We start from the raw sequence: 21,922 nt of genomic DNA on the forward strand, positions 1-21,922 counted from the left end.
TAGCTTGGGAAGTATAGAAGGGATTTAGGAGGACGTATGTTTAAGGATAATTGGATTCACGAACTGGCAAAACTGGAAGAGAACTACGAACCGTGTGTGATGGTGACGGTTCTTGAAGACAGAGGTTCCGTTCCACGCGATGCGGGCACCAAAATGCTTGTCACTCGTGACCGAATCATCGCTACGATTGGTGGTGGTCACCTTGAACATGTGGCCACTAAAATGGCTCGAGAGATGCTGATTGCCAGTGAAAAATCGCTCAAAGTGGAACGCTTCAACCTAGGTGCTCGTTTAGGCCAATGTTGTGGCGGAATGGCAACGTTAAGCTTTGAACCGATTGGCACTCAGCAGAACCACCTTGTGCTGTTTGGCGCAGGCCACGTTGCCAAAGCGCTGCTGCACATTGTCGCAACCCTACCCTTCCGTGTGACCTGGATTGATGAACGTGAAGAAGTGTTCCCTGAAACGCTGCCACACGGTGTTAAAAAGCTTGTCTCAGACGACCCAGTCGGTGAAGTGAAACACATGCAACCAAACAGTTATTACCTTGTGATGACCCACAACCACCAGCTCGATTTTGACCTAACCAAAGCCATTATTGACCGTGAAGACAGCCGTTACTTTGGCATGATCGGCTCGCTTACCAAGCGTAAGAAGTTCGACTTCCGCTTAGAGCAGCGCGGCTACAGCCAAGAACAAATCGAAACCATGCTTTGCCCGATTGGCATTAGCGCCGTGAATGGCAAACATCCTGCCGAAATTGCGGTATCGGTTGCGGGTGAACTGATCGCACACTATCAAGGCCAAGCGCTTGAACAAAAGCGCCCAACCAAACAATATCGAAATCAGGGTTTGACCGATCAACACAGTCAACCAAGCGACGTAGGCGAACCACCATTGGAAGAGAAGATCGCCTAACACAAGTCGCAAAGCTTCAGTGGCCATAACGTCGCTGAAGTCATTAAAAGGAAGTAAACATGACAACGCAACGCAAAGCTTATCGCGCCAGTATTTTACACAGCGTCGCCGACCCAAAAGACGTCGGCATCGATGAGTCTTACGACTATTTTGAAGACGGTGTTTTAGTGGTTGAGAACGGCCATGTCGTCGACTTGGGCCATGTCGACGAGGTATTGGCTCGCCAACCTAAAACACTCGAAGTCAAAGAATACAAAGACAAGCTGATCACCTCTGGCTTTATTGATACGCACATCCACTACCCTCAAACAGGGATGATCGCGTCTTACGGTGAGCAACTTCTTGATTGGTTAGAGAACTACACCTTCCCAGAAGAAAAGCGCTTCAAAAACCCAGTCTACGCACACAAAGTGGCGAAGCTATTCCTAGACGAACTAGCAAGCAACGGCACAACCACGGCACTCGTGTTCGGCACGGTACACAAAGAGTCGGTTAACGTTTTCTTTGAAGAAGCTGAGAAGCGCAACCTACGTATGATTGCGGGTAAGGTTTTGATGGATCGCAATGCGCCTGATTACCTCACCGACACGCCAGAATCTGGCTACGCCGACTCCAAAGAACTGATTGAGAAATGGCACAACCGCAGGCGTTTGCTTTATGCCGTGACACCTCGTTTCGCGCCAACCAGTACACCAGAACAATTGGCTACCGTTGGTAAATTGCTAGAAGAGTACCCAGATGTGTATATGCACACGCACCTTTCTGAAAACGAGAAAGAGATTGAATGGGTAAAAGAACTGTTCCCAGAGCGCGACAGCTATTTGGATGTGTATGACCACTATGGCCTACTGCACAAACGTTCGGTTTTCGCCCATGGCATTCACTTGTCTGATTGCGAATGTAAGCGCCTAGCCGACACGGAATCTGCCATTGCTTTCTGCCCGACCTCTAACCTGTTCTTAGGCTCAGGTTTATTCCGATTACCAGAAATGGAAGAGCACGGCATTCGTGTTGGTATGGGGACTGATGTCGGCGCAGGCACTAGCTTCTCAATCCTACAAACCATGAGTGAAGCCTATAAGATCATGCAGCTTCAACATAAGAAATTGCACCCAGCTAAGTCGCTATTCTTAGCCACATTAGGTGGTGCACGTTCACTGCATTTAGAAGACAAGATTGGCAACTTGGAAGTAGGAAAAGAAGCCGATTTCGTGGTGTTGGACTTACACGCCACACAATTGATGCGCTTTAGAATGGAACAAGCGACCAAGCTTGAAGAGAAGCTATTTGTATTGATGAGCCTGGGTGACGACAGAACCGTCAGCGAGACTTACATCTACGGCGAGAAAGCCTACGATGTGAATTTCAAAGATTATCAAAAGCTCGTTAGCTAGACTGAAAACCGAGTAACAATCGCTAGACAGCGACAGCCGTCGTTAATTAAAAATCCGTCCAGATTTATCTAGCCTTGAAAGACCAGTTGCTGATGCCACTGGTCTTTTTTGTGCTTCATTCAAAGAAATATAAATTAACCGTTCACAAACAACGATCTTCGGTGACGCCAAGTCATTATATTGATAGGTTAATGTTTATACATATCGACTTCATACTTCACTTTAGCGTCTCTCTAAAACATTCGTTTCTCAGCTAAATGGAAGCACTCAATCTAGAAAGGAATTCTATGTTCGAACAGGTCGTCAGCATTCTGTTTCCCGTTTTTGCTTTAGCCAGTGCTGGCTTTGCGGTGGGTCGTTGGCTCAAGCCCGATTTCAAACCGATCAATCGCATCAACATGGATGTGTGTATTCCTGCGCTAGTGTTTGCCTCGCTGACCACCATGCCTCTCGACACCGAACAACTGCCACTCATCACCGCCTCTTTGGTCGCGGTGTTGGTGCCCGCTTTATTGATGATACCAATCTGTAAGATCTTTAAGCTCAACTTCAAAGCTTGGGCGCCGCCACATATGTTCCGCAACAGTGGCAACCTGGCCATTCCCCTGTTCACCTATACCTTTGGTGAGAGTGCATTAGCCCCTGCGGTATTGCTGTTTGTGGTATCGGCATGCGTGCACATTAGTGTCGGTTTAGCGCTACTAAGCGAAGGTAATCCGATCAAACAGATCCTCAAGATGCCGATATTCTTAGCCGCAGCATTAGCGATGACGCTCAACCTGTCTGGCATTGCAGTATGGAATCCAATCTACGAAGCCACTTCACTGCTTGGACAAGCTGCTGTCCCAATTATGCTGTTGTCGTTGGGTTCGCAAATGGTGAACTTGAAGCTAAGCGGACTCAAAGTTGGCTTGCTGTGTACGGCTCAATCGCTGTTTACTGGTGCCATCGCCTTCGCCATCATCTACTTCTTTATCCCGCTGCCAACGCTGCACCTACAAATGATGGTGCTGTTCACCATGCTGCCACCTGCCGTGATGAACTACCTGTTCGCTGAACGGTTCAATGTCGAGCCGCCTAAAGTCGCATCTATGGTGTTGTTCGGCAACTTCCTAAGTGTGGTTACCTTGCCTATTTTACTGTCGTTCGCGCTGTCTATGTCGAGTTAATTGTTTACGCACTTATCCAGTTTAAGCTCTGCCGTCACTTTAGTAAGGCGCAGAGCAATAGCGAAACAGACTAAGTAAGGACTCACATACCAGAAGAGGCTTTCTAATGGCTGCTTCACCTGCGCTTCTCTGGTTTTTATGTATTGGTTTTTCTGCTTCTCATACTGACTCAGCATACCATCCACCCACACGGCATCGCTTTCAACCAGCGACACGCTCGGCGCAGGAACCGTAAAATCCGATGCGTTGGGTAACAAGGTGAAATCGACATCTTTGAACGTGATCGCCGTGTTCAAATACCATAAACACGCCTCATGGTGTTGCCCGTGAGAGTCCAAAGATGGCTGACCTGTACAGATGTCGCTTCTTAATTTATCCAAAGAAAACTGCTGAACCGATTCTAAAATCGCCACCGCTCTAGTTTGTTCGGTTTCAACCCAATCACCCGCTACTTTCGCACGAATCTCAGACACTGCACCCAGCATCCCGATACCCGCCAAGAACGGCCATAAATAATCCATAAGCTTCCATTTGCGTCGGCTCAAGTTGAACCCACACCAAATCGGAAGATGAAAAAGGAGCGTTAGCCCAAGCGATAGCAAAACGAAATTCAAAGAGCTAGAGAGCATGAGTTCGCTATCAAAGAAGTTCTTCATAATGAGAGACTTGCCTGTATAACAAAGAGAAATTTGATACTAAATTCGATATTTGAAAAGAGTGTAAGAGGAAAGTAAAAACAGCACAAAAAGTTAGGATTTGGATGAATAATATCCAATCGAAACTTGTTGTTATTTCAAAGCCAACACATGCTCGATAAAAGCCGACTTCTTTTCGCGGTATTCATCTTGTGGCCAACCTTCACAAGACATTTTGAGGGTGTTGTATTGCTCCACTAATGCCGGATTCGCACGTAGCTTGTCACGAAACCTTAGAAAACATTCGAACTCAGAACCATTGGCAACTACTTGCAAGGCCACGTCATGTCCTGATGTAGACTCCAACATGCACAGCTCCGGCGTTCTTAAGGTATCGAGTTTCTCATTGAAGCCGAGTGTTGTGAGTTGTTCAATGGCGTACTCAAGTTCACTCGATTCAATACCGACGAATATATCCAAGTCGCCTTTAGATACTGCAGATGGAATAGAAGATGCACCTACGTGCTCAACTCTCGCGTTAGGGATTAGCTTTTTGATGTCACGTTCGTATCGGATAAACAGCTCGTTGCAAGCTGCTTGGTATTGTTCCGCGGGATAAAATTTCATATATCCTTACTCCGAATCACAAACTATTGAACACACCAATTGCTAACAGAAGCAACACGATGCTAATAGCTCCGATATAAGAGATTCTGGTTCGCTCTTTGTCGGTTGGAATCAATGGGGGAAAGCGCCCTAGTGTGAATACTTTACAGACTATCCAGCCAGCTCCGCAACCAATGAACTCAATCAAGATCGACTGAAACAGATACCTAAAGAATGAGCTCAATGCCCTAAAATACGCGACTATCAAGTCTTCCATTTTTTGTCCTAAGTAAAGTCAATTTGGACTAAAAATGCCATGGGTAGAGATTCATATCAAGAACCTTATACAGGACTGCGCACGCAATGAATCAGTTTAAACGTAAGTACTTACTATCGACATGCAATGATTCACAGAGTCTTCTTTCTCACCAACAGGCGCAACATAGTGAATTGCAGCTTCGGCATGTTAGACAGCTAACATCGAAGTGTTAGCTGTCACGCATCTGAATACTAGGCTTCAGTCTCGCCTTTTAAGTCCTTTAGAGACTGCAGGTTTTCATTAATTTTGAAGATAACTATCATCAATTCACACCAAATTCTCGCACCTATAGCGCCGCCTAATATCGTAAACGCACCAAGAATAAACTTCTCAAATGTTACGCCTCCATATCCTCCAAACATGGTTGCTAGTCCTGAAACTACAGCGATTAGCAACAACAACCAATATAGGCCAGTAACTAACTTAGGAGTTAACATTGAGTCGAACGAAAAAACTGATTTCATTACTATATTTCCTTATTTTTTATGAAATTTATACTTGGGTATCTAACTAGTTCTTTGTGAATATTCGCAATCAAAAGCTTTGAATTTCAACAAGCTTTCCTTTCAGAACATACACATACCAAACATACAGCCTAAATTTCATGACCAACAACAATTTATATGCAACTAAATATGTCATGTAACGCAAATATCGAACTCACGTCGGTGGGTTCATAAAACTATTAAGGATGCATACTAATAAAGTTTCTAATATGCCTTTGTCCAAAAACAACAAAAAGCCCCGGTTATAGGAACCGGGGAAACAGGGTGGGATGAGTTTGGCGCGTGCCCGTAAACCAAACTCTCCCCAAGCCTCACCTAAGACTCATGCTCTTAGGTGAAGGATTCACATCATTATTGAAGCGTAGCGCCTTGCTCTACCCAAGTACCGATGAGTGCGCGCTCTGCGTCGGTCATTTGAGTCATGTTACCAAGCGGCATCACCTTAGTTGTTACTGTTTGAGCAACAATCCTTGGTACGTTGGCTTTAATCTCTTCTGGGGTATCAAACATCACACCGGCTGGCGCAGCAGCAAAAGCGGCGTGGCTCGGGGTTGATGAGTGACACACAGAACAGCGCTCTTGAATGACTTTGTTGATGGTTTCAAAGCTTACGCCTGCGCTAGCCGCTTGCATTGCGTGGTCTGCTGGTGCGGCCTGAGAACTAGTCGTCGTTGACGCGGTGTCGTTTGCAGCAAGTTCTTCTGTCGCCGATTCAGTCGCGCTTACTTGCACTTCTTGAACCACTGGTGCTTGTACAACCGGAGTCATCTGTTTTTTCGCGTAAGGTGAGGTAACAAACGCGAGCGTGATCATACCCAATGCCGCTACAGGTACTGTCCAGGCAAACTTCTGGCTACCATGACGGGTGTTGAAGTAGTGACGCACCAAGATACTGAAGATCGCTAAGCCAGCAAGGATCAGCCAGTTGTATTCCGAGCCATAAGTGCTTGGGAAGTGGTTACTGATCATGATGAACAGCACTGGCAGTGTCATATAGTTGTTGTGACGAGAACGCAGTAAGCCCTTCGCTGGCAGTGCCGGATCCGGTTCGCGCTTCTCTTCAATCGCTTTCACCAGGTTGCGCTGTGCAGGCATGATAACGCGGAATACGTTACCCACCATGATGGTACCAATAATTGCACCAACATGAATGTAAGCACCACGGCCACTGAACACTTGGGTTAGGCCATATGTCGCAGCAACAAGCAGCACGAACAGCACAACGCCAAGCAACACGGGGGTTTTGCCTAATGGTGAGTCACACAGTAGATCGTAGATAAACCAACCGGCAACGAATGAACCAATACCAATCGCGATTGCCGTTGTTGAATCAAGGCCAGAGCCCGGTGCAATCAGGTAAATCTCAGCGTTTAGGTAGTAAACCACACCCAGTAGACACACACCGGTGATCCACGTGAAGTAGGCTTCCCATTTGAACCAGTGCAGGTGCTCTGGCATCTCGGGTGGCGCAAGTTTGTATTTTTCTAGGTGATAAATACCACCACCGTGAATCGCCCATAAGTCACCTGAAAGGCCCGTTTTAGGGTTAACTCGGTTAAGGTTGTTCTCTAACCAAACAAAGTAAAATGATGCGCCTATCCATGCAACACCAACAATCATGTGAGCCCAGCGTATTGCTAAGTTCAACCATTCTGTAATATGCGGATCCATAATAAACTCCTGTATCACAACGCTTTAGCTAAGCGTTGCTCTTCCTTGTTGTCTTCCGTTGGCATATCTTCCAAATGCAATGCCACTAGGTCGTTCTCAAAATAAACTTCATCACAGTTATGTCCTTCTCCGCCTCTATCGACGATCAAGAACTGGTCTTGATCGGTGAGGGCGAGCACTGGGTGATGCCACACCCCTTTGTGATAGTTCACTCCTTGACGACCGTTGCTCAAGAAAGCTCGGCTATTGGCTAATGTTGGATCGTCGCCTTTTGGCGCAACAACAATTAAATAGGGTTGACCAAGTAATGGAATGAATGCCTGAGAGCCAAGTGGATGACGCTCTAACATTTTGATGGTCAGTGGGTAGCTCAACGGTGTGGCTTGGAAGATGCTGATGATGGCTTCTCCATCTTGGTCTTGCACATCCGTTGTCGCTAGCTTGTGGTAGCGACGTGTTGATCCACTATTGATCATGAAGAAATCACTATTATCGGACTCGATAACATCGCCAAACTCTGCAAAAGCCTGCTTGGTTAACGGTTCGATAGATAAACGACGTATTCCATTACTCATACTCATTTCCTTACCTATTTCGCTTTCGTACCAAACAGACGCAAACGGCTGATACCACCATCTGGGAATATGTTTGCACGTACGTGGGTAATCGCACCAAGGTCGTTTACCTCAGAAATGAATTCGTGAATCTCATGCGCTTGCAGCTTTTGTGCTGGCAAGAGTTCACGCCAAAATAGGCTTTGTGTTTCCACTTGGTCGTCGGTGCCACCTTTCACGTAAGCCGCTTGGATTGAGCAGCTGTCTGGGTAGTTACCTTTGAAATGAGCCGTATCCACTACGATGCGTTCGATGTTGCCTGGGTGGCCTAGTGCCACGATAACCCAGTCGTTACCTGGTGTGCGACGACGTGCTGTTTCCCAGCCATCACCCATGTTTTCACCACGGCCTGGGCCTAAGATGTTGGCTTTGTTGCCGTAGTGCTCATCGCTACATGCGAGTGCTCGGCCACCGTGTTCAACGGCTGCTAGGTCAACTTGTTGCTGAGAATCTATTGCGTCCCAATCCACGCTTGGTCGGCCATAAACACGTAGACGTGCGACACCGCCGTCTGGGTAGATGTTCAAACGTAGGTGCGTAAATACTTGGTCACTTTCGATGTCTTCAAGATGATGATGATCACCCTGTAGTGCCATTGAAGGCAGAATTTCTTGCCACTCTGTTGAATCTGTTGGCTCACCTTGTGGTGAATAACACGCGTCGATTGATGCCGAAGGTGGGAAGTTACCTGTGAAGAATGAGGTATCAATATCAACGCCAGCAATGGTGCCAGCTAGGCCAAGGCGAACGACACAGTAGTCGTAACCTTCGCCGCGTTTGCGTCTGCTTTCCCAGCCGTCCATCCACTTGCCGTTGTCGTCATATAAGTCGTCTTTCCACTCTGGCGCTGCGTGGCTGAGTAGACGGCTTTTATCTGCGAAAAAATCGTCGGTTGCGAAGATAGCTTCTGCGCCGAGTTTTTCGTCTGCAAGGTTTATGTACTGTTCAAATTTATGGGTCATGTCCGTGTAATCCTATGAAATTAATCAAGTAATAATAAAATGAGAACTTAGTGGCTTATGTTTTTACAAATCAAACCTTTAACGCACTAACACTGGGCTGAGATAGCTGTTAACTCCGTTAACTTACATATCCCAGAGACGAAACATCGCGATCTTGTTGATCTCTTGAATCGCCGTAGCAAACTCAGTTTCACTATCATTTCCTAATCGCATCTCGAACGACTCAAGAATTTGGTAACGATTGGCTCCCTTCACCGCCATGATAAAAGGGAAATTGAAGCGACTTTTGTAGCTGTTGTTGTAAGAAGTGAATTTTTCAAATTCTTCGGCGCTGCACTGGTCGATGCCCGCCCCCGCTTGTTCTTTGGTCGACGACTCGGTGAGTTCGCCGTTTACTGCTGCTCTGCCCGCTAAATCTGGGTGAGCATTGATCAAAGCCAACTGTTTGCCTTGGTCGGCATTTAACAAGGTTGATGCCATTTTTAGATGAAGATTCTCGATATGATCATCTTCGGCATTCAAACCTTGGTCATAAACCGCTTCAGCAACCCATGGGCTGTGTTCGTAGACATCAGCGAAATGAGCGACAAAGGTATCGCGTTCCATGGTTGTTGGTTGGCATGATCGAAATTCAGTCACGTATAGCCTCCTTGCTTCTCGCTTCGTTATTTTTTCTGTTGATAATTAGCTTGTTGTTGGTACGGGTGATGTTGGTGCCAGTGGTTGGCGATATCGATTCGACGACATAGCCACACGCTGTCATGCTGTTTTACGTAATCTAAGAAACGTCTTAATGCAGCAATACGACCGGGACGACCAATAAGACGACAATGCAGTCCTACCGACATCATTTTCGGTGCGGTTTCGCCTTCCATATAAAGGGTGTCAAACGTGTCTTTCAGATATTGGAAGAATTGCTCACCAGAGTTAAAACCTTGCGCCGTTGAAAAACGCATGTCGTTTACATCGAGTGTGTAAGGGATCACCAATTGCGGATGACCAGTTTCGGTGTGCCAATAAGGCAGGTCATCATCGTAGGCATCTGAGTCGTAAAGGAAGCCGCCCTCTTCTGCTATCAAGCGACGCGTATTTGGCCCCGTTCGACCGGTATACCAACCTTGTGGTCGTTGACCCGTCACTTGTTGGATAATCTCAATCGCCTTGGTCATATGATCACGCTCTTCTGACTCATCAATGTATTGATAGTCTATCCAGCGATAACCGTGACTACAGATTTCGTGGCCCGCTTCGACCATGGCTTTGGCAACCTCTGGGTGACGCTCAATCGCCATTGCGACCGCAAAGACGGTCAGTGGGATTTCATATTCATCGAACAAGCGAAGAACACGCCATACACCCGCACGGCTACCATATTCATAGATGGATTCCATGCTCATGTGACGTTCGCCTTTGATCGGCTGTGCTGACGGGATCTCTGAGAGAAAGGCTTCAGACTCGTCGTCTCCATGTAACAAACAACGCTCACCACCCTCTTCATAGTTCAATACAAAAGAAACCGCGACGCGCGCATTACCTGGCCATTGAGGGTTTGGAGGGTTAGCTCCGTAACCAATCAAATTTCTTGAATAATCCTTATTCATCCAAGTACTCCTAACATAAGTGGTTGGCTTAGCCGCTCTTTCACTGGTTCATCAAAATGAATCAGTGAATGGATTTTCCAAAAACCGAGCAACCTTACCCCTGTACATTTATTGTATACAATTATTTATCTCAATGTAAAGATTTTGTTATTCAAGTTAATTTTAATCATCCAAACCATTTAAAAACAGGATCTTAACGATGAATCTCTCGACCAAAAACCAATAACACACATCTTTAAAGGCAGAAAAAACGACTAAATAGTTAACATTTCTCCAACAATTCGCTTTACTAATTGTATACAGTTCGTACATAGTTAGTGATAACAAAGTGACCAGTTGCATTCTTTGCAGGGTCGAATTACACAGATAAACCACGGAACAGAGGAGCGCCAAAAGCGCTATTAAAGGACTATGGGAAGACTAACAACACACGTATTAGACACTACTCACGGCTTACCGGGTGCAGAGATCAAGGTCGAGCTTTATAAGGTCAACGAAGGCTCAACAGAAAAACTGGCGACGGTACTCACCAACTCCGATGGCCGAACCGATGCGCCGATTCTGGCAGGAAATGATTTCCGACCGGGGAAATACCAATTGGTGTTTTACGTCGCCGATTACTACAGAAGCAAAGGCGTGGAGCTGGATGGCGTACCCTTCCTAGATGATGTGGTTATTCGCTTTGGTCTAGATGATCCAGACGCGCACTACCACGTTCCTCTTCTCGTCTCGCCTTACAGTTTCTCAACCTATCGGGGCAGTTAGTCCCGTGACCTAGAACTTCGAACTAGGCTCAATCACCAAATATTAAACAGATTCACGTGTACACCCCAAAGGTGTGCACCCACTAAACACGCTCATATAAAAATACTAACAACGTTATTAGTTAGAAGTTGATGACTAAACAACAGATAACTAAAGAAATAACGGCTAGGAAAAAACCTTAAAACTTAATATTGAAATCTCGCTGTATTCAATAAATGGATCACAACATAAAAGGACTTGCTGACATGAGTGAGAGTAAAACAGAAATACTCAACCAAGATGCGAACAACGGAATTTTAGAGAAGTTTTTTAAAATTAAGGCCCACGGAAGTAGCGTAAAAAATGAGTTAGTCGGTGGTGTCACTACCTTCGCAACCATGGCTTACATCATCTTCGTTAACCCACAAATTATGGCCGCATCGGGTATGGATGCAGGAGCGGTATTCGTCGCAACCTGTATTGGTGCAGCTATCGGTTGTTTGTTAATGGGGCTATTTGCGAACTGGCCTGTCGGACTTGCGCCGGGCATGGGCTTGAATGCCTTTTTCTCGTTCACGGTAGTAAGCGAAATGGGCTACAGCTGGGAAGTGGCACTGGGTGCGGTGTTTATCTCAGGTATCTTGTTTGTCGGGATGAGCTTCTACAAAGTCCGCCAATGGATCATTGAAAGTATCCCTGTGAGTTTACGTTACTCCATGACTGCGGGCGTTGGTTTGTTCTTAGGTCTGATTGGCTTAAAAACAGCAGGTATCGTCGTCGAAAACCCAGCAACTTTGGTTTCTCTAGGTGACTTCACTAAACCTGAAGCGCTACTGGCCGCTATCGCATTCTTGATCATCGCTGTTCTTAGTGAGCGTAAAGTCTTTGGTGCGGTGTTAATCGGTATTTTGAGTGTAACGCTAGTCGGTATGATGCTTGGTTTAGTGCATTACAACGGCTTCTTCGCGGCGCCACCAAGCTTAGCGCCTACGTTCCTAAAAATGGACATTATGGGCGCACTCGATGTTTCGATGATCAGCGTTATCTTGGCTTTCCTTTTTGTAAACATGTTCGATACCGCGGGTACTTTGATGGGCGTGGCTGAGCGTGCAAACCTAACTAACCCTGAAACAGGAAAAATTGAAGGCCTGAGCAAAGCGCTCAAAGCCGACAGTATCTCAAGTGTGGCAGGTGCGTGTGTGGGTTGTCCGCCAGTAACCAGTTACGTAGAAAGTGCAGCGGGCGTTGCAGCAGGCGCACGAACAGGCCTATCTGCGATTGTGGTTGGTGTGTTGTTCTTAGCGGCAATTTTCCTATCTCCACTAGCAGGCATGATCCCCGCTTACGCAACCTCTGGCGCGTTAATTTACGTAGCGTTCGTGATGATGAGCAGCATGCAGCACGTTGATTGGAAAGACTTCACCAACGGTGCACCTGCAGCTATTACTGCCCTGATGATGCCACTGACATTCTCTATCGCAAATGGTATCGCACTGGGTTTCATTACCTACACTGTGCTGAAACTGGCGACAGGCAAAACAAAAGACGTCTCGATTTCGATGTACTTCCTAGCCGCGATTTTTGTCGCGAAGCTCGTGTTCATCGGTTAATCAAATCGTTCTTGAGCCGTCGCTTAGACATTTGGTCATTTAGAGATGGCTCAAGAATGAGTGCTTGGTTTGTTCACAAGCCAAGCTATTAAGACACATGCTAGAACAGCATTTTTAAGAAAAAGCTAATAGTGCTAATCAGCGGAGTGCAGACGCATTCCGCTCGGTTAGTGCACCTTTTTTATGACCCTACGCAGTTTGTAGAAGTCATTATTTGACCGCCAATCGCCTGTAAACGGAAACGCAGGCAGAGGAATATCAAATGAAACTTCTGTACACCCTTAATGAAAGACCGCCCCATGGGCTAACCCTTCTACTCGCTTTACAGCACATGCTCGCCTCGATTGGTGGCATCGTCGCTGTTCCCCTTATTGTCGGCGCGTCAATTGGCTTGCCTAACACCGAGATCGTTTCGCTGATCAATGCTGCGCTGCTGGCGTCAGGTATTGTAACCGTCGCTCAATGTCTCGGTTTTGGCCCTGTTGGTATTCGGCTGCCCGTTGTGATGGGTTCGAGCTTTGCCTTTTTGGGCGTCGCCATTTCAATCGGCAATGAAGGCGGTGTCGCCGCGATCATGGGCTCAGCGCTTATCGGCTCGTTCGTGGTGATTGGTGCCAGCTTCTACATGGACAAGGTTCGGAAACTGTTCCCAACCGTGGTAAGTGGTGTAGTGGTTACCTTAATCGGCTTAACCATTTTACCGGTTGCCATGAACTGGGTCGGAGACTCTCCTGCCAACACAGAACAATTCGCCACGCTGCCAAAGCTGTTTCTAGCACTGATCTCTTTGGGGATTGTGGTCGGCGTATCGGTTTACTGTAAAGGCGCGGTTGCCGCTTCGGCCATCGTGATTGGTTTGGCGGGCGGTTACATTGTGGCGCTATCACTCGGCATGGTCGACCTTGAGCAAATCAGCTCTGCCGCTTGGGTAGGCGGTCCTGAACCCTTCAAATATGGCTTTACCTTTTCTGCGAGTGCCATCATCAGCATGAGCTTGGTGTACATCGTGGTTATCGCCGAAGCAACGGGGGACTTCATGGCATTAGGCAACAACTGCCAAACCCAAGTCAGCGGTAAAGACTTAAAACGTGGTCTATTGGGCGATGGCCTTGGCAGTACCTTATCCTCGATTTTAACGGCAATGCCACTGGCATCGTTCAGTCAAAACGTCGGTATTGTAGGTATCACAGGTGTAGCAAGTCGTTATGTTGTGGCTGCAACCGGTGGTTTACTAATTTTAGGCGGTTTATTCCCGAAATTAGCCGCTATTGCCGTCACGATTCCGAAACCTGTTCTAGGTGGTGTGGGTTTTGTGATGTTCGGTATGATTGCCTACGCGGGTATCCGCATGTTGATCAAGGCCGCAGACACCAAGCGAAATGCCTTGGTAATCTGTGTTGGTTTAGCGTCTGGCTTGGCCGTCACTTTCGAACCAAGACTGCTACAACACTTGCCGCACGATTTGGCGAACTTCCTTCACTCGGGCATCACCACAGGCACCATTATGACGGTTCTGCTAAATCTTGTGTTACCAAAATCATCAAAAGCTGAAGAACAAGAAGCGTTAGCCGAGAGCCAAGCGCAAGTTGAGCTAGAAATGAAAGAACAGGCTGAAGAAGAGCTACACTCAGGCGAGCAATTAGAGATTCAACAAGCAAGTACAGAAGCAGACGTTCAAGCGGCATCAGAAAATCCTGATCCAAAAACGAACTAGCTGATTCTCGAACTAACGGGTTCACTGACTAACGTAAAACCGATTTCCGTAGGATCAGGGCTGATTACAACATCGAACGTTTTAACGCCCTGATTCGAATTTATCTTTCAACAGCAAATACCAATAAAGACCCTCTTCCCTGAAAAGGCTGAGATGGCTAAGGACTACTATGAATGGAAACCATCTGGATTAAGAATCCTCTCGCAATCTACACTGGCTCACTGGCTGATGCAGAAGGCGGTATTGTCATTAAAGGTAATACAATCATCGAGCTGGTTGGCAAACACAAAGAACCGACCTTACCCGTAGATTACAGCGTCGACGCCTCGCGTCATGTTGTGACTCCTGGGCTTATCAATGCGCACCACCACTTCTATCAAACCCTAACGCGTGCCTACCCCGGCGCACTGAATAAAGAACTCTTCCATTGGCTACAAAGCCTCTATCCAGTTTGGGCCAACCTCGATTCGGAGATGATGAGCCTTGCCACAGAGTTAGCTCTGGTTGAGTTGATGATGTCGGGCTGTACCACAGCGTCAGACCATCATTACTTGCTGCCAAACGGGCTAGAGCACGCCATCGATTTACAAGTCGAGGCCGCAGAGAAACTAGGTGTAAGAGCGATATTTACGCGCGGTTCCATGAGCCTTGGGGAAGATGAAGGTGGGCTACCTCCACGACACACCATTCAAGCCGAACAAACCATCATTGATGACAGCCAACGCTTGATTCGCGATTACCACCAGCGTGATGAAGGGGCGATGATTCAAATCGCACTCGCGCCTTGTTCGCCGTTCTCGGTCACCACCGATCTAATGAAAGAGACCGCCAAGATCAGTGAGCGTGAGAACGTGATGATGCACACTCACCTATGCGAAACGCTCGATGAAGAGGACTTCTGTATCGAGAAGTTCGGTCTACGCCCTGTCGATTACCTAGAAGATGTGGGCTGGCTGAATGAACGCACTTGGCTTGCACACGGCATTCACTTCAACCCAGAAGAGATCAAACGATTGGGCAAAGCAGGCATTGGCATCAGCCACTGCCCGACGTCCAACATGATGCTGGCTTCCGGTATTTGTAAGAACAACGACCTTGAAGCCGCTGGCGTTAAAGTCGGGCTAGGTGTTGATGGTTCGGCCTCCAATGACGGTTCGAACATGATTGCAGAAGTGCGCATGGCGATGTACTTACAGCGCCTGCAGTATGGCTCAGCCAACGTTTCACACTTCGACGCACTGCGCTGGGCAACGTCAGGCTCAGCACGCGCAATGGGCAGAACCGACATTGGTACACTAGAGGTTGGCAAACAAGCCGATATCGCGATGTTCAAGCTCGATGATATTCGTTTTTCTGGCAGCCACGACCCACTGGCCGCATTACTACTTTGTGGTGCTCAACAAGCGGATAAAGTGATGGTTGCAGGTAAGTGGCGAGTGAACGATGGCGCTGTGATTGGCGTAGACATGGAACAACTAATGCACCGCCACCATGCAGCTGCAATGAAGCTAGGTAAACTGGCGATGAATAATTAAATACTCTCTAACTAGAAAAGCGAAAAAAGGCCGACGTGATGTCGGCCTTGTTCATTCAGTTCGATTTTTAGAAACCGATTTACATCTTAATCCATCAAGCTCTTCGACTTAATCGCCTTCTTAGAAAGCTCTTTGGCAAAGGCTTTGATATCTGTTTCAAACTCATCGACGCTTTGGCGGATTTCATCCAGTTGAACGGTTTGCATTACACGGTTTTCCATTACGATTTGGCCGTTCACAATCGTCGTGTCGATGTTGCTTGGGTTCGCTTGGTAAACCAAGGTCGCGTAAGGGTCGTAATTTGGCATCATGTTCGCTGATGTTGTCTCTACAATCACGATGTCTGCCTTCTTACCCGCTTCAAGAGAACCGATTTGATCTTCCATGTGTAGGGCTTTCGCGCCACCTAAGGTTGCCATTTCAATCACTTGCTCAGGGATCATAATGGTGCGGTCTGAATGCTTTAAGCGCTGCATGTTAGCTGCGTAACTTAGAGTACGCATGATATCGACTTGGTTTGAGCTCATTGGGCCGTCAGTTCCTAAGCCAATGCGCATGTCGGCACGGTACATCTCCCAAGCAGGTGCAATGCCTGTCGCGCCTTTAGCGTTCGCCATTGGGTTGTATGAGATCCCTGCGTCAGCTTGCTTTAGAAGCTTTTGATCGTTCTCCGAAAGATGGATACCGTGAGCAATGACTACGCGCTCGTCCAGCACACCAATTTCATCCATGTATTCGACTGGCGATGTTGCCTTAGTTTCATCTTTGATGCGTTTCTCTTCATTTGGGAATTCAGCAACGTGAATCAGCACCGGCACATCGTATTGAGCAGACAGCTTGTTGATTTCTTGCAGCTTATCTTTGCTCACGGTGTACACCGCGTGTGGTGCATAAGCAGGCGTGATTAGCTCATCGTTTTTGTATTGTTCGATAAAGCCTTTGGCGTATTCAATGCCGCCGTAAGGTTCTTTGGCATCGACCACTGGGAACTTAATCACGGTTTCGCCGAGCACAGCGCGTAAGCCGACTTCTTTGGTCGCCTTGGCCATTTCATCCATGTGGTAATACATATCGGCATAAGTGGTTACACCGCTTTGTGCTAGTTCGATAGAGCCAAGCTTGGTTGCGTTGTAAATCAGTTCACGGCTTAGCTTTTCGGCTTCTAGAGGGAAGAAGTAAGCGAACAGACGATTCGAAATACCCTCTTCCCCTAAGCCACGAAACGCGATCATCGGTAAATGGTTGTGTGCATTGACCATGCCCGGCATAACGATTCCATCTTGAGCATCAATCACTTTTTCTGCGCGATATTGAGTCATTAAATCCTCGGTACCGACTGCGATGATCTGGTCGTTTTTCACTACAACAACACCATCTTCAATCACATCCATTTCTGAATTGATGGTGAGAACCTGTCCGTTGGTGATGATCAGATCAGCGTTGTATGTTTGCGTCGCGACCGTTGAACCGCAACCTGCAAGCAGAACTGCGCTGATGGTGCATGCCAAGCTTTTAAGCGTCATTGCTAAACCTTAATGTTGTGCGTGTAATATTGTTAGCGGCTTCATCTATAAGTTTCCAGCTTTTCGCTTTTCAGAAGAGTAAGTGCCGCCAATTTTCGCGATACTATAACCTGTCATTTAAATAAAATGGCATACCTAATCGAACCGAATTCAAGATAAATGAGTTATTGCACAACAGGTCACAAAAGAGGTTCTGTGCTTATAGTCACTCACACACCTAGATAAACGTTCAAACAACATTAGCTTTTCACACCACAGCCTTTAATCACTAACTGTGTGATGAACTGAGCGGCATCGGCATAGTCTTTATCATCGAGTTGGTCCTTCTGCATCACGCTGCAAATCTGCCAGCCAAAATCGGCGTAGGTTTGAGTTGCCGCCCAGATGGTAAACATCAGGTGATGAGCGGGAACATCGTCCATTAGGCCCTGCGCCGACCATGTCGAGAACTTATCAAGAATCATCTGGGATTGCTTATACAGCTCGTCACCAATCTCTTTCGGCAATACTTTAGCGCCAGACATCACTTCATTGGCAAATACCTTAGAGGCATGTGGATGATCGCGAGAAATGATCAGCTTGGTTTGAATATATTGAGACAAGGCTTCAACAGGATCGCTGAGCTCTTCAATCGGACGAGACGCTTCTAGTAAAGGCTGAGTGACGGTTTCAAGCACAGCGTTGTAGAGCTTATCTTTAGAGCTGAAATAGTAGAATACGTTGGGTTTGGGAATGTCGGCCGCTTTTGCGATATCGGCCATTTTTGTTGCGGCATAACCATGAGTGGCGAATTGTTCACACGCGACTTCGATGATTAAATCTTGATTCTTTTGTCTGATCCTAGACATATTGCATCCTTTACAGCTCGTTACTAAAATCATAGTAATCAACGTGCTTCATTAGTCCAGAAGATAATCTCAGAACTCAAGGTCACCGCATTGATAACAATAAAATGGCCGCTCTATTTGTTAAGAAGCGACCATTCCATACCGTGTTTTTGAACTGTTCAAGTTAAAGAATCAATATTGCGCGAAAGTCATTCACATTGGTCAGCGTCGGCCCCGTGGTAAGAAGCACATCGACTTGCTTGAAGAAATCGTAGCTGTTGTTGGCATCGAGATAGTCTTGCGCTTTAAGCGACAGGCTCGAACCTTGTTGCCATGTTTGAGGCGTGATCCATGCGCCCGCATTGTCTTCCACGCCATCAATCCCGTCGGTATCGGCAGCTAATGCAAATATGTTGTCTTGTCCCTTAAGCTCGTTATACAAGCTCAACAAGAACTCACAGTTACGCCCACCGCGACCATTGCCTTTAACGGTTACTGTGGTTTCCCCGCCGGAAAGTATCACGCAAGGCGTCTCGAATGGGTGCTTGTTATTAGCCACTTGTTTGGCTAGCGCAGCATGCACCTTCGCGACATCTCGCGCTTCTCCCTCTATGCAATCACTCAACACATAAGCGGGAATACCCAAGCCTTCAGCTTCTGCAGCAGCGGATTCCAATGCCGACATCGGGGTAGCGATAATATGGTGCTCCGCGTTCTTCCAACAGGCATCATCTGGCTTAATGGTCTCTGACTCTGGATTATTTAGCCATTCAAATGCCGAGCGTGGTGTTTCTATTTGATAACGTTCTAAAATGGCCATCGCATCAAAACGCGTGGTGGTGTCGGGTACGGTTGGGCCCGATGCAATCACACTGATGTCATCGCCCGGCACATCAGAAATCGCCAGTGACACTACCCTTGCAGGATACGCTGCTTTGGCGAGTCGACCGCCTTTTATCGAAGATAGATGTTTGCGAACACAATTCATCTCATCAATGGCGGCGCCTGATTTAAGCAACGCCTTATTGATTTGTTGCTTCTCTGCCAAGCTGATATCGCCACCGGGCAGACTTAGCAAAGCGAAACCGCCACCCGACAGTAGGCAAATAACCGTGTCGTCAGCGCTCAAGCCACTCACCAATTGCAGCATACGTTGGCTCACTTCTAAGCCCATCGCATCTGGCACGGGGTGCGCAGCTTCAATCACTTCGATATGTTCGCAAGGGGCGGTGTGTTCGTAGCGGGTCACGACTAAGCCTTCAAGATCACGCAGTGCGAGATCTTGTTGTTTTTTTGCCTGCCAAACCGCTTCAAGCTCTGCTGCCATTGACGCGGCCGCTTTACCTGCTCCTATCACCACAGTACGCCCAGCTTGGTTGGCTGAGCGGTAAAAAATGTCTTTAGGAAGAAAAGGTTCGATGTGATTCTTAGGTAGCGCCTGATTAACAGCACTTGAGAAAAGGGTTTGTAGAAACTGCTTAGCATCAATGTCCATCATCCACTCCTTAGTTGACGGAGAAAAAAAGAACCCCGATACAAGGCCAAAGGGTGCCTGCTAAGATCAAGTTGGAAAGGAACAACTTCAACCTTTGCCTCGTATCAGGAACGCGTATAAAAGGAGACGAAACTACGCGATTTATAAACAAACTGTTTGAAACTGGTGGACTAACACATTGATGTTCTATCGAGGCCTGAAAGTAGATTTACTATTCGACATTACATGCGATGGCAGCCCGTATTTATTGGCCCTAGACCCTATTTAAGTGAAAAGACCAATGAATTGTTGACGGATAAACCGTTAACTAGATTAACGAATCGAGTGGTCAGAACGTTTCTCAATCGCTTGAATAAGCGCAGAGTGGTCCCAACCTTCACCGCCCATTTCGGCACACTCGCCAAACAACTCTTGAGCGTTAGCCGTATTCGGTAGTGCAACACCTAATTCTTGTGCGCCCGTTAACGCCAGATTCAGGTCTTTCTGGTGTAGTGAGATTCTAAAGCCAGGGTCAAAGGTGCCTTCAACCATACGCTCACCGTGTACTTCCAATATCTTAGAGTTAGCAAAGCCACCTAATAGCGCCTGACGAACTCGTGCTGGATCTGCACCGGCTTTTGAAGCAAAAACCAAGGCTTCAGACACCGCTTCGATATTAAGAGCAACGATGATCTGGTTAGCCACTTTACATGTTTGACCTGCACCGTTATCACCTACCAGCGTGATGTTCTTACCCATGATTTCAAACAGCGGGCGTGCTTTATCAAAGGCGTCTTGCTCACCGCCAACCATGATGGTCAGAGCCGCGTTAATCGCGCCCACTTCACCACCAGAAACCGGAGCATCTAGGTATGAAGCGCCGCCTTCGTTGATTCGCGCTGCAATTGCTTTGGTCGCGATTGGCGAGATTGAACTCATATCGATAACTAGCTTACCCGTTGCGCCACCTGCTGTGAGGCCTTGCTCGACGCCGTTGTCACCAAACAGGACATCTTCAACTTGTGGTGTATTCGGCACCATTAAGATAATGATGTCTGCCACCTCTGCCGCTTCCGCGGGTGAATGACAAACTGTTGCGCCAGCGGCAACGAGATCAGCTGGTGCTGCATTAAAATGATCCGAAAGAATCAAATCGTGACCTGCTTTTTGAAGGTTGCTCGCCATAGGTTTACCCATGATGCCAGTTCCGATAAATGCAATTTTAGACATGTTGTTCTCCTTAACGTTTGAGGGTTACCAGACGCAATTAACGGTACTGGTGCAGCCAACCAAGGCCTTCTGTCGTTGTCGTTTTAGGTTTGTATTCGCAGCCAACCCAGCCTTGATAACCAAGCTTATCAAGATAATTGAGCACGAATGGATAATTGATTTCGCCAGTACCCGGTTCGTGTCGGCCTGGGTTATCAGCCAGTTGCACGTGTGCGATTTGACCAATGTTCTGCTGCATGGTCGGCGTAAGATCGCCTTCCATAATTTGCATGTGATAAATATCGTATTGGATAGAAAGGTTATCGCTCCCTACCTCTTTGATGATCGCTTTGGCTTGCTCTGTAGTGTTTAAGAAGAAGCCCGGAATATCACGGGTATTGATCGCTTCTATCACTAAGCTAATGCCTTCTGCTGCTAGCGCGTTCGCCGCGTAATGCAGGTTAATCACAAACGCCGATTGCGCGTCTTGTTGGGTCACACCTTGCGGAACAACCCCCGCCAAGCAATTCACTTGAGTGCAACCGAGCACTTTTGCGTAAGCGATGGCTTTAGGTACACCCGCTTGAAACTCTTCAACTCGCGCTGGGTCTACCGCGATACCACGGTCGCCAGCGTCCCAATCACCCGCAGGCAGGTTAAATAGCACTTGCTCTAGGTTATTAGCGTCGAGCTTTGCTTTGATTGCCTGAGCATCAAAAGCGTAAGGGAAAAGGTATTCCACACCTTGAAAGCCCGCATCTGCGGCGGCTTCAAAGCGATCCATAAAATCAACTTCCGTGAATAACATTGACAAGTTTGCTGCAAATTTTGCCATGACTCTGTCCTTATTCTTTATTTTTGAAAACCTGGTTATTTGTAGTAGAGCCTCGC

Annotated in this window: 21 protein-coding genes and 1 pseudogene; 7 read left to right on the forward strand and 15 right to left on the reverse strand. The window is 47.2% G+C overall.

Features of this window, described 5'->3' with window-relative positions:
• The first annotated feature begins 36 nt into the window (after positions 1-36).
• The 3 genes from xdhC (at position 37) to AB4585_RS19740 (ending at position 3,481) form a co-directional block, all read left to right on the forward strand.
• Positions 37-918: a xanthine dehydrogenase accessory protein XdhC gene (xdhC, locus tag AB4585_RS19730; protein WP_136982330.1), complete on the forward strand. Its 882-nt coding sequence runs from the start codon at positions 37-39 to the stop codon at positions 916-918.
• Positions 919-977: 59 nt separating this feature from the next.
• Entirely contained in the window at positions 978-2,312 is a 1,335-nt protein-coding gene (gene guaD, locus AB4585_RS19735; protein WP_372056039.1) for a guanine deaminase, read from the forward strand.
• Between the two features lie 287 nt (positions 2,313-2,599).
• On the forward strand, positions 2,600-3,481 hold the full coding sequence (locus AB4585_RS19740) for an AEC family transporter (RefSeq protein WP_004732869.1): 882 nt from the start codon (positions 2,600-2,602) through the stop codon (positions 3,479-3,481).
• Here the strand turns inward: AB4585_RS19740 and AB4585_RS19745 are convergent.
• From AB4585_RS19745 to puuE, 10 genes and pseudogenes are all read right to left on the reverse strand, one after another.
• Positions 3,478-4,002, reverse strand: coding sequence for a hypothetical protein (locus AB4585_RS19745; RefSeq protein WP_136982328.1), 525 nt, complete (start codon positions 4,000-4,002; stop codon positions 3,478-3,480). The genes AB4585_RS19740 and AB4585_RS19745 overlap by 4 nt on opposite strands.
• Positions 4,003-4,269: 267 nt before the next feature.
• The gene (locus tag AB4585_RS19750) at positions 4,270-4,743 is read right to left on the reverse strand and encodes a GrpB family protein (RefSeq protein ID WP_137002188.1); all 474 of its coding nucleotides are present in this window, start codon (positions 4,741-4,743) and stop codon (positions 4,270-4,272) included.
• A 16-nt stretch (positions 4,744-4,759) separates the two neighbouring features.
• Positions 4,760-4,999 (reverse strand): hypothetical protein, encoded by a 240-nt coding sequence (locus tag AB4585_RS19755; protein WP_372154484.1) that lies wholly within the window; start codon positions 4,997-4,999, stop codon positions 4,760-4,762.
• A 96-nt stretch (positions 5,000-5,095) separates the two neighbouring features.
• Positions 5,096-5,185: pseudogene (locus AB4585_RS19760) on the reverse strand (AraC family transcriptional regulator); the annotation flags it as partial.
• 47 nt (positions 5,186-5,232) lie between these two features.
• The gene (locus AB4585_RS19765; RefSeq protein ID WP_017064999.1) at positions 5,233-5,505 is read right to left on the reverse strand and encodes a DUF4282 domain-containing protein; all 273 of its coding nucleotides are present in this window, start codon (positions 5,503-5,505) and stop codon (positions 5,233-5,235) included.
• Between the two features lie 393 nt (positions 5,506-5,898).
• Positions 5,899-7,218, reverse strand: a complete 1,320-nt coding sequence (locus tag AB4585_RS19770) for a urate hydroxylase PuuD (protein WP_108093595.1) — start codon at positions 7,216-7,218, stop codon at positions 5,899-5,901.
• Positions 7,219-7,232: 14 nt separating this feature from the next.
• Positions 7,233-7,793 (reverse strand): ureidoglycolate lyase, encoded by a 561-nt coding sequence (locus tag AB4585_RS19775; protein ID WP_017061598.1) that lies wholly within the window; start codon positions 7,791-7,793, stop codon positions 7,233-7,235.
• A 14-nt stretch (positions 7,794-7,807) separates the two neighbouring features.
• Positions 7,808-8,794 (reverse strand): allantoicase, encoded by a 987-nt coding sequence (gene alc / locus AB4585_RS19780; protein WP_017069066.1) that lies wholly within the window; start codon positions 8,792-8,794, stop codon positions 7,808-7,810.
• A 123-nt stretch (positions 8,795-8,917) separates the two neighbouring features.
• Entirely contained in the window at positions 8,918-9,433 is a 516-nt protein-coding gene (uraD, locus tag AB4585_RS19785) for a 2-oxo-4-hydroxy-4-carboxy-5-ureidoimidazoline decarboxylase (RefSeq protein ID WP_372154483.1), read from the reverse strand.
• A 26-nt stretch (positions 9,434-9,459) separates the two neighbouring features.
• Positions 9,460-10,395, reverse strand: a complete 936-nt coding sequence (gene puuE / locus AB4585_RS19790; RefSeq protein ID WP_372170684.1) for an allantoinase PuuE — start codon at positions 10,393-10,395, stop codon at positions 9,460-9,462.
• A 411-nt stretch (positions 10,396-10,806) separates the two neighbouring features.
• On the opposite strand from puuE, the gene uraH reads away from it, so the two are divergent.
• From uraH to AB4585_RS19810, 4 genes are all read left to right on the forward strand, one after another.
• Positions 10,807-11,160, forward strand: a complete 354-nt coding sequence (gene uraH / locus AB4585_RS19795; protein ID WP_048611819.1) for a hydroxyisourate hydrolase — start codon at positions 10,807-10,809, stop codon at positions 11,158-11,160.
• Positions 11,161-11,405: 245 nt separating this feature from the next.
• The gene (locus AB4585_RS19800) at positions 11,406-12,749 is read left to right on the forward strand and encodes an NCS2 family permease (RefSeq protein WP_076667210.1); all 1,344 of its coding nucleotides are present in this window, start codon (positions 11,406-11,408) and stop codon (positions 12,747-12,749) included.
• A 262-nt stretch (positions 12,750-13,011) separates the two neighbouring features.
• The gene (locus AB4585_RS19805; protein WP_372170688.1) at positions 13,012-14,463 is read left to right on the forward strand and encodes a nucleobase:cation symporter-2 family protein; all 1,452 of its coding nucleotides are present in this window, start codon (positions 13,012-13,014) and stop codon (positions 14,461-14,463) included.
• A 173-nt stretch (positions 14,464-14,636) separates the two neighbouring features.
• The gene (locus AB4585_RS19810; RefSeq protein WP_102332257.1) at positions 14,637-15,998 is read left to right on the forward strand and encodes an 8-oxoguanine deaminase; all 1,362 of its coding nucleotides are present in this window, start codon (positions 14,637-14,639) and stop codon (positions 15,996-15,998) included.
• Between the two features lie 86 nt (positions 15,999-16,084).
• Here the strand turns inward: AB4585_RS19810 and AB4585_RS19815 are convergent, their stop codons facing one another.
• From AB4585_RS19815 to hyi, 5 genes are all read right to left on the reverse strand, one after another.
• The gene (locus tag AB4585_RS19815) at positions 16,085-17,521 is read right to left on the reverse strand and encodes an amidohydrolase (protein WP_372154481.1); all 1,437 of its coding nucleotides are present in this window, start codon (positions 17,519-17,521) and stop codon (positions 16,085-16,087) included.
• Between the two features lie 239 nt (positions 17,522-17,760).
• Positions 17,761-18,369 (reverse strand): TetR/AcrR family transcriptional regulator, encoded by a 609-nt coding sequence (locus tag AB4585_RS19820; RefSeq protein ID WP_102332259.1) that lies wholly within the window; start codon positions 18,367-18,369, stop codon positions 17,761-17,763.
• Positions 18,370-18,532: 163 nt separating this feature from the next.
• Positions 18,533-19,843, reverse strand: a complete 1,311-nt coding sequence (locus AB4585_RS19825) for a glycerate kinase (RefSeq protein WP_372170696.1) — start codon at positions 19,841-19,843, stop codon at positions 18,533-18,535.
• A 312-nt stretch (positions 19,844-20,155) separates the two neighbouring features.
• A complete protein-coding gene (locus AB4585_RS19830; protein ID WP_372154480.1) occupies positions 20,156-21,052 on the reverse strand; it encodes a 2-hydroxy-3-oxopropionate reductase in 897 nt (298 codons plus the stop codon).
• A 37-nt stretch (positions 21,053-21,089) separates the two neighbouring features.
• Positions 21,090-21,866, reverse strand: a complete 777-nt coding sequence (gene hyi / locus AB4585_RS19835; RefSeq protein WP_372154479.1) for a hydroxypyruvate isomerase — start codon at positions 21,864-21,866, stop codon at positions 21,090-21,092.
• Positions 21,867-21,922 lie beyond the last annotated feature (56 nt).

The sequence above is a fragment of the Vibrio sp. 10N.222.49.C9 genome (genome assembly GCF_041474985.1).
Classification (GTDB): Bacteria; Pseudomonadota; Gammaproteobacteria; order Enterobacterales; family Vibrionaceae; genus Vibrio; species Vibrio crassostreae_C.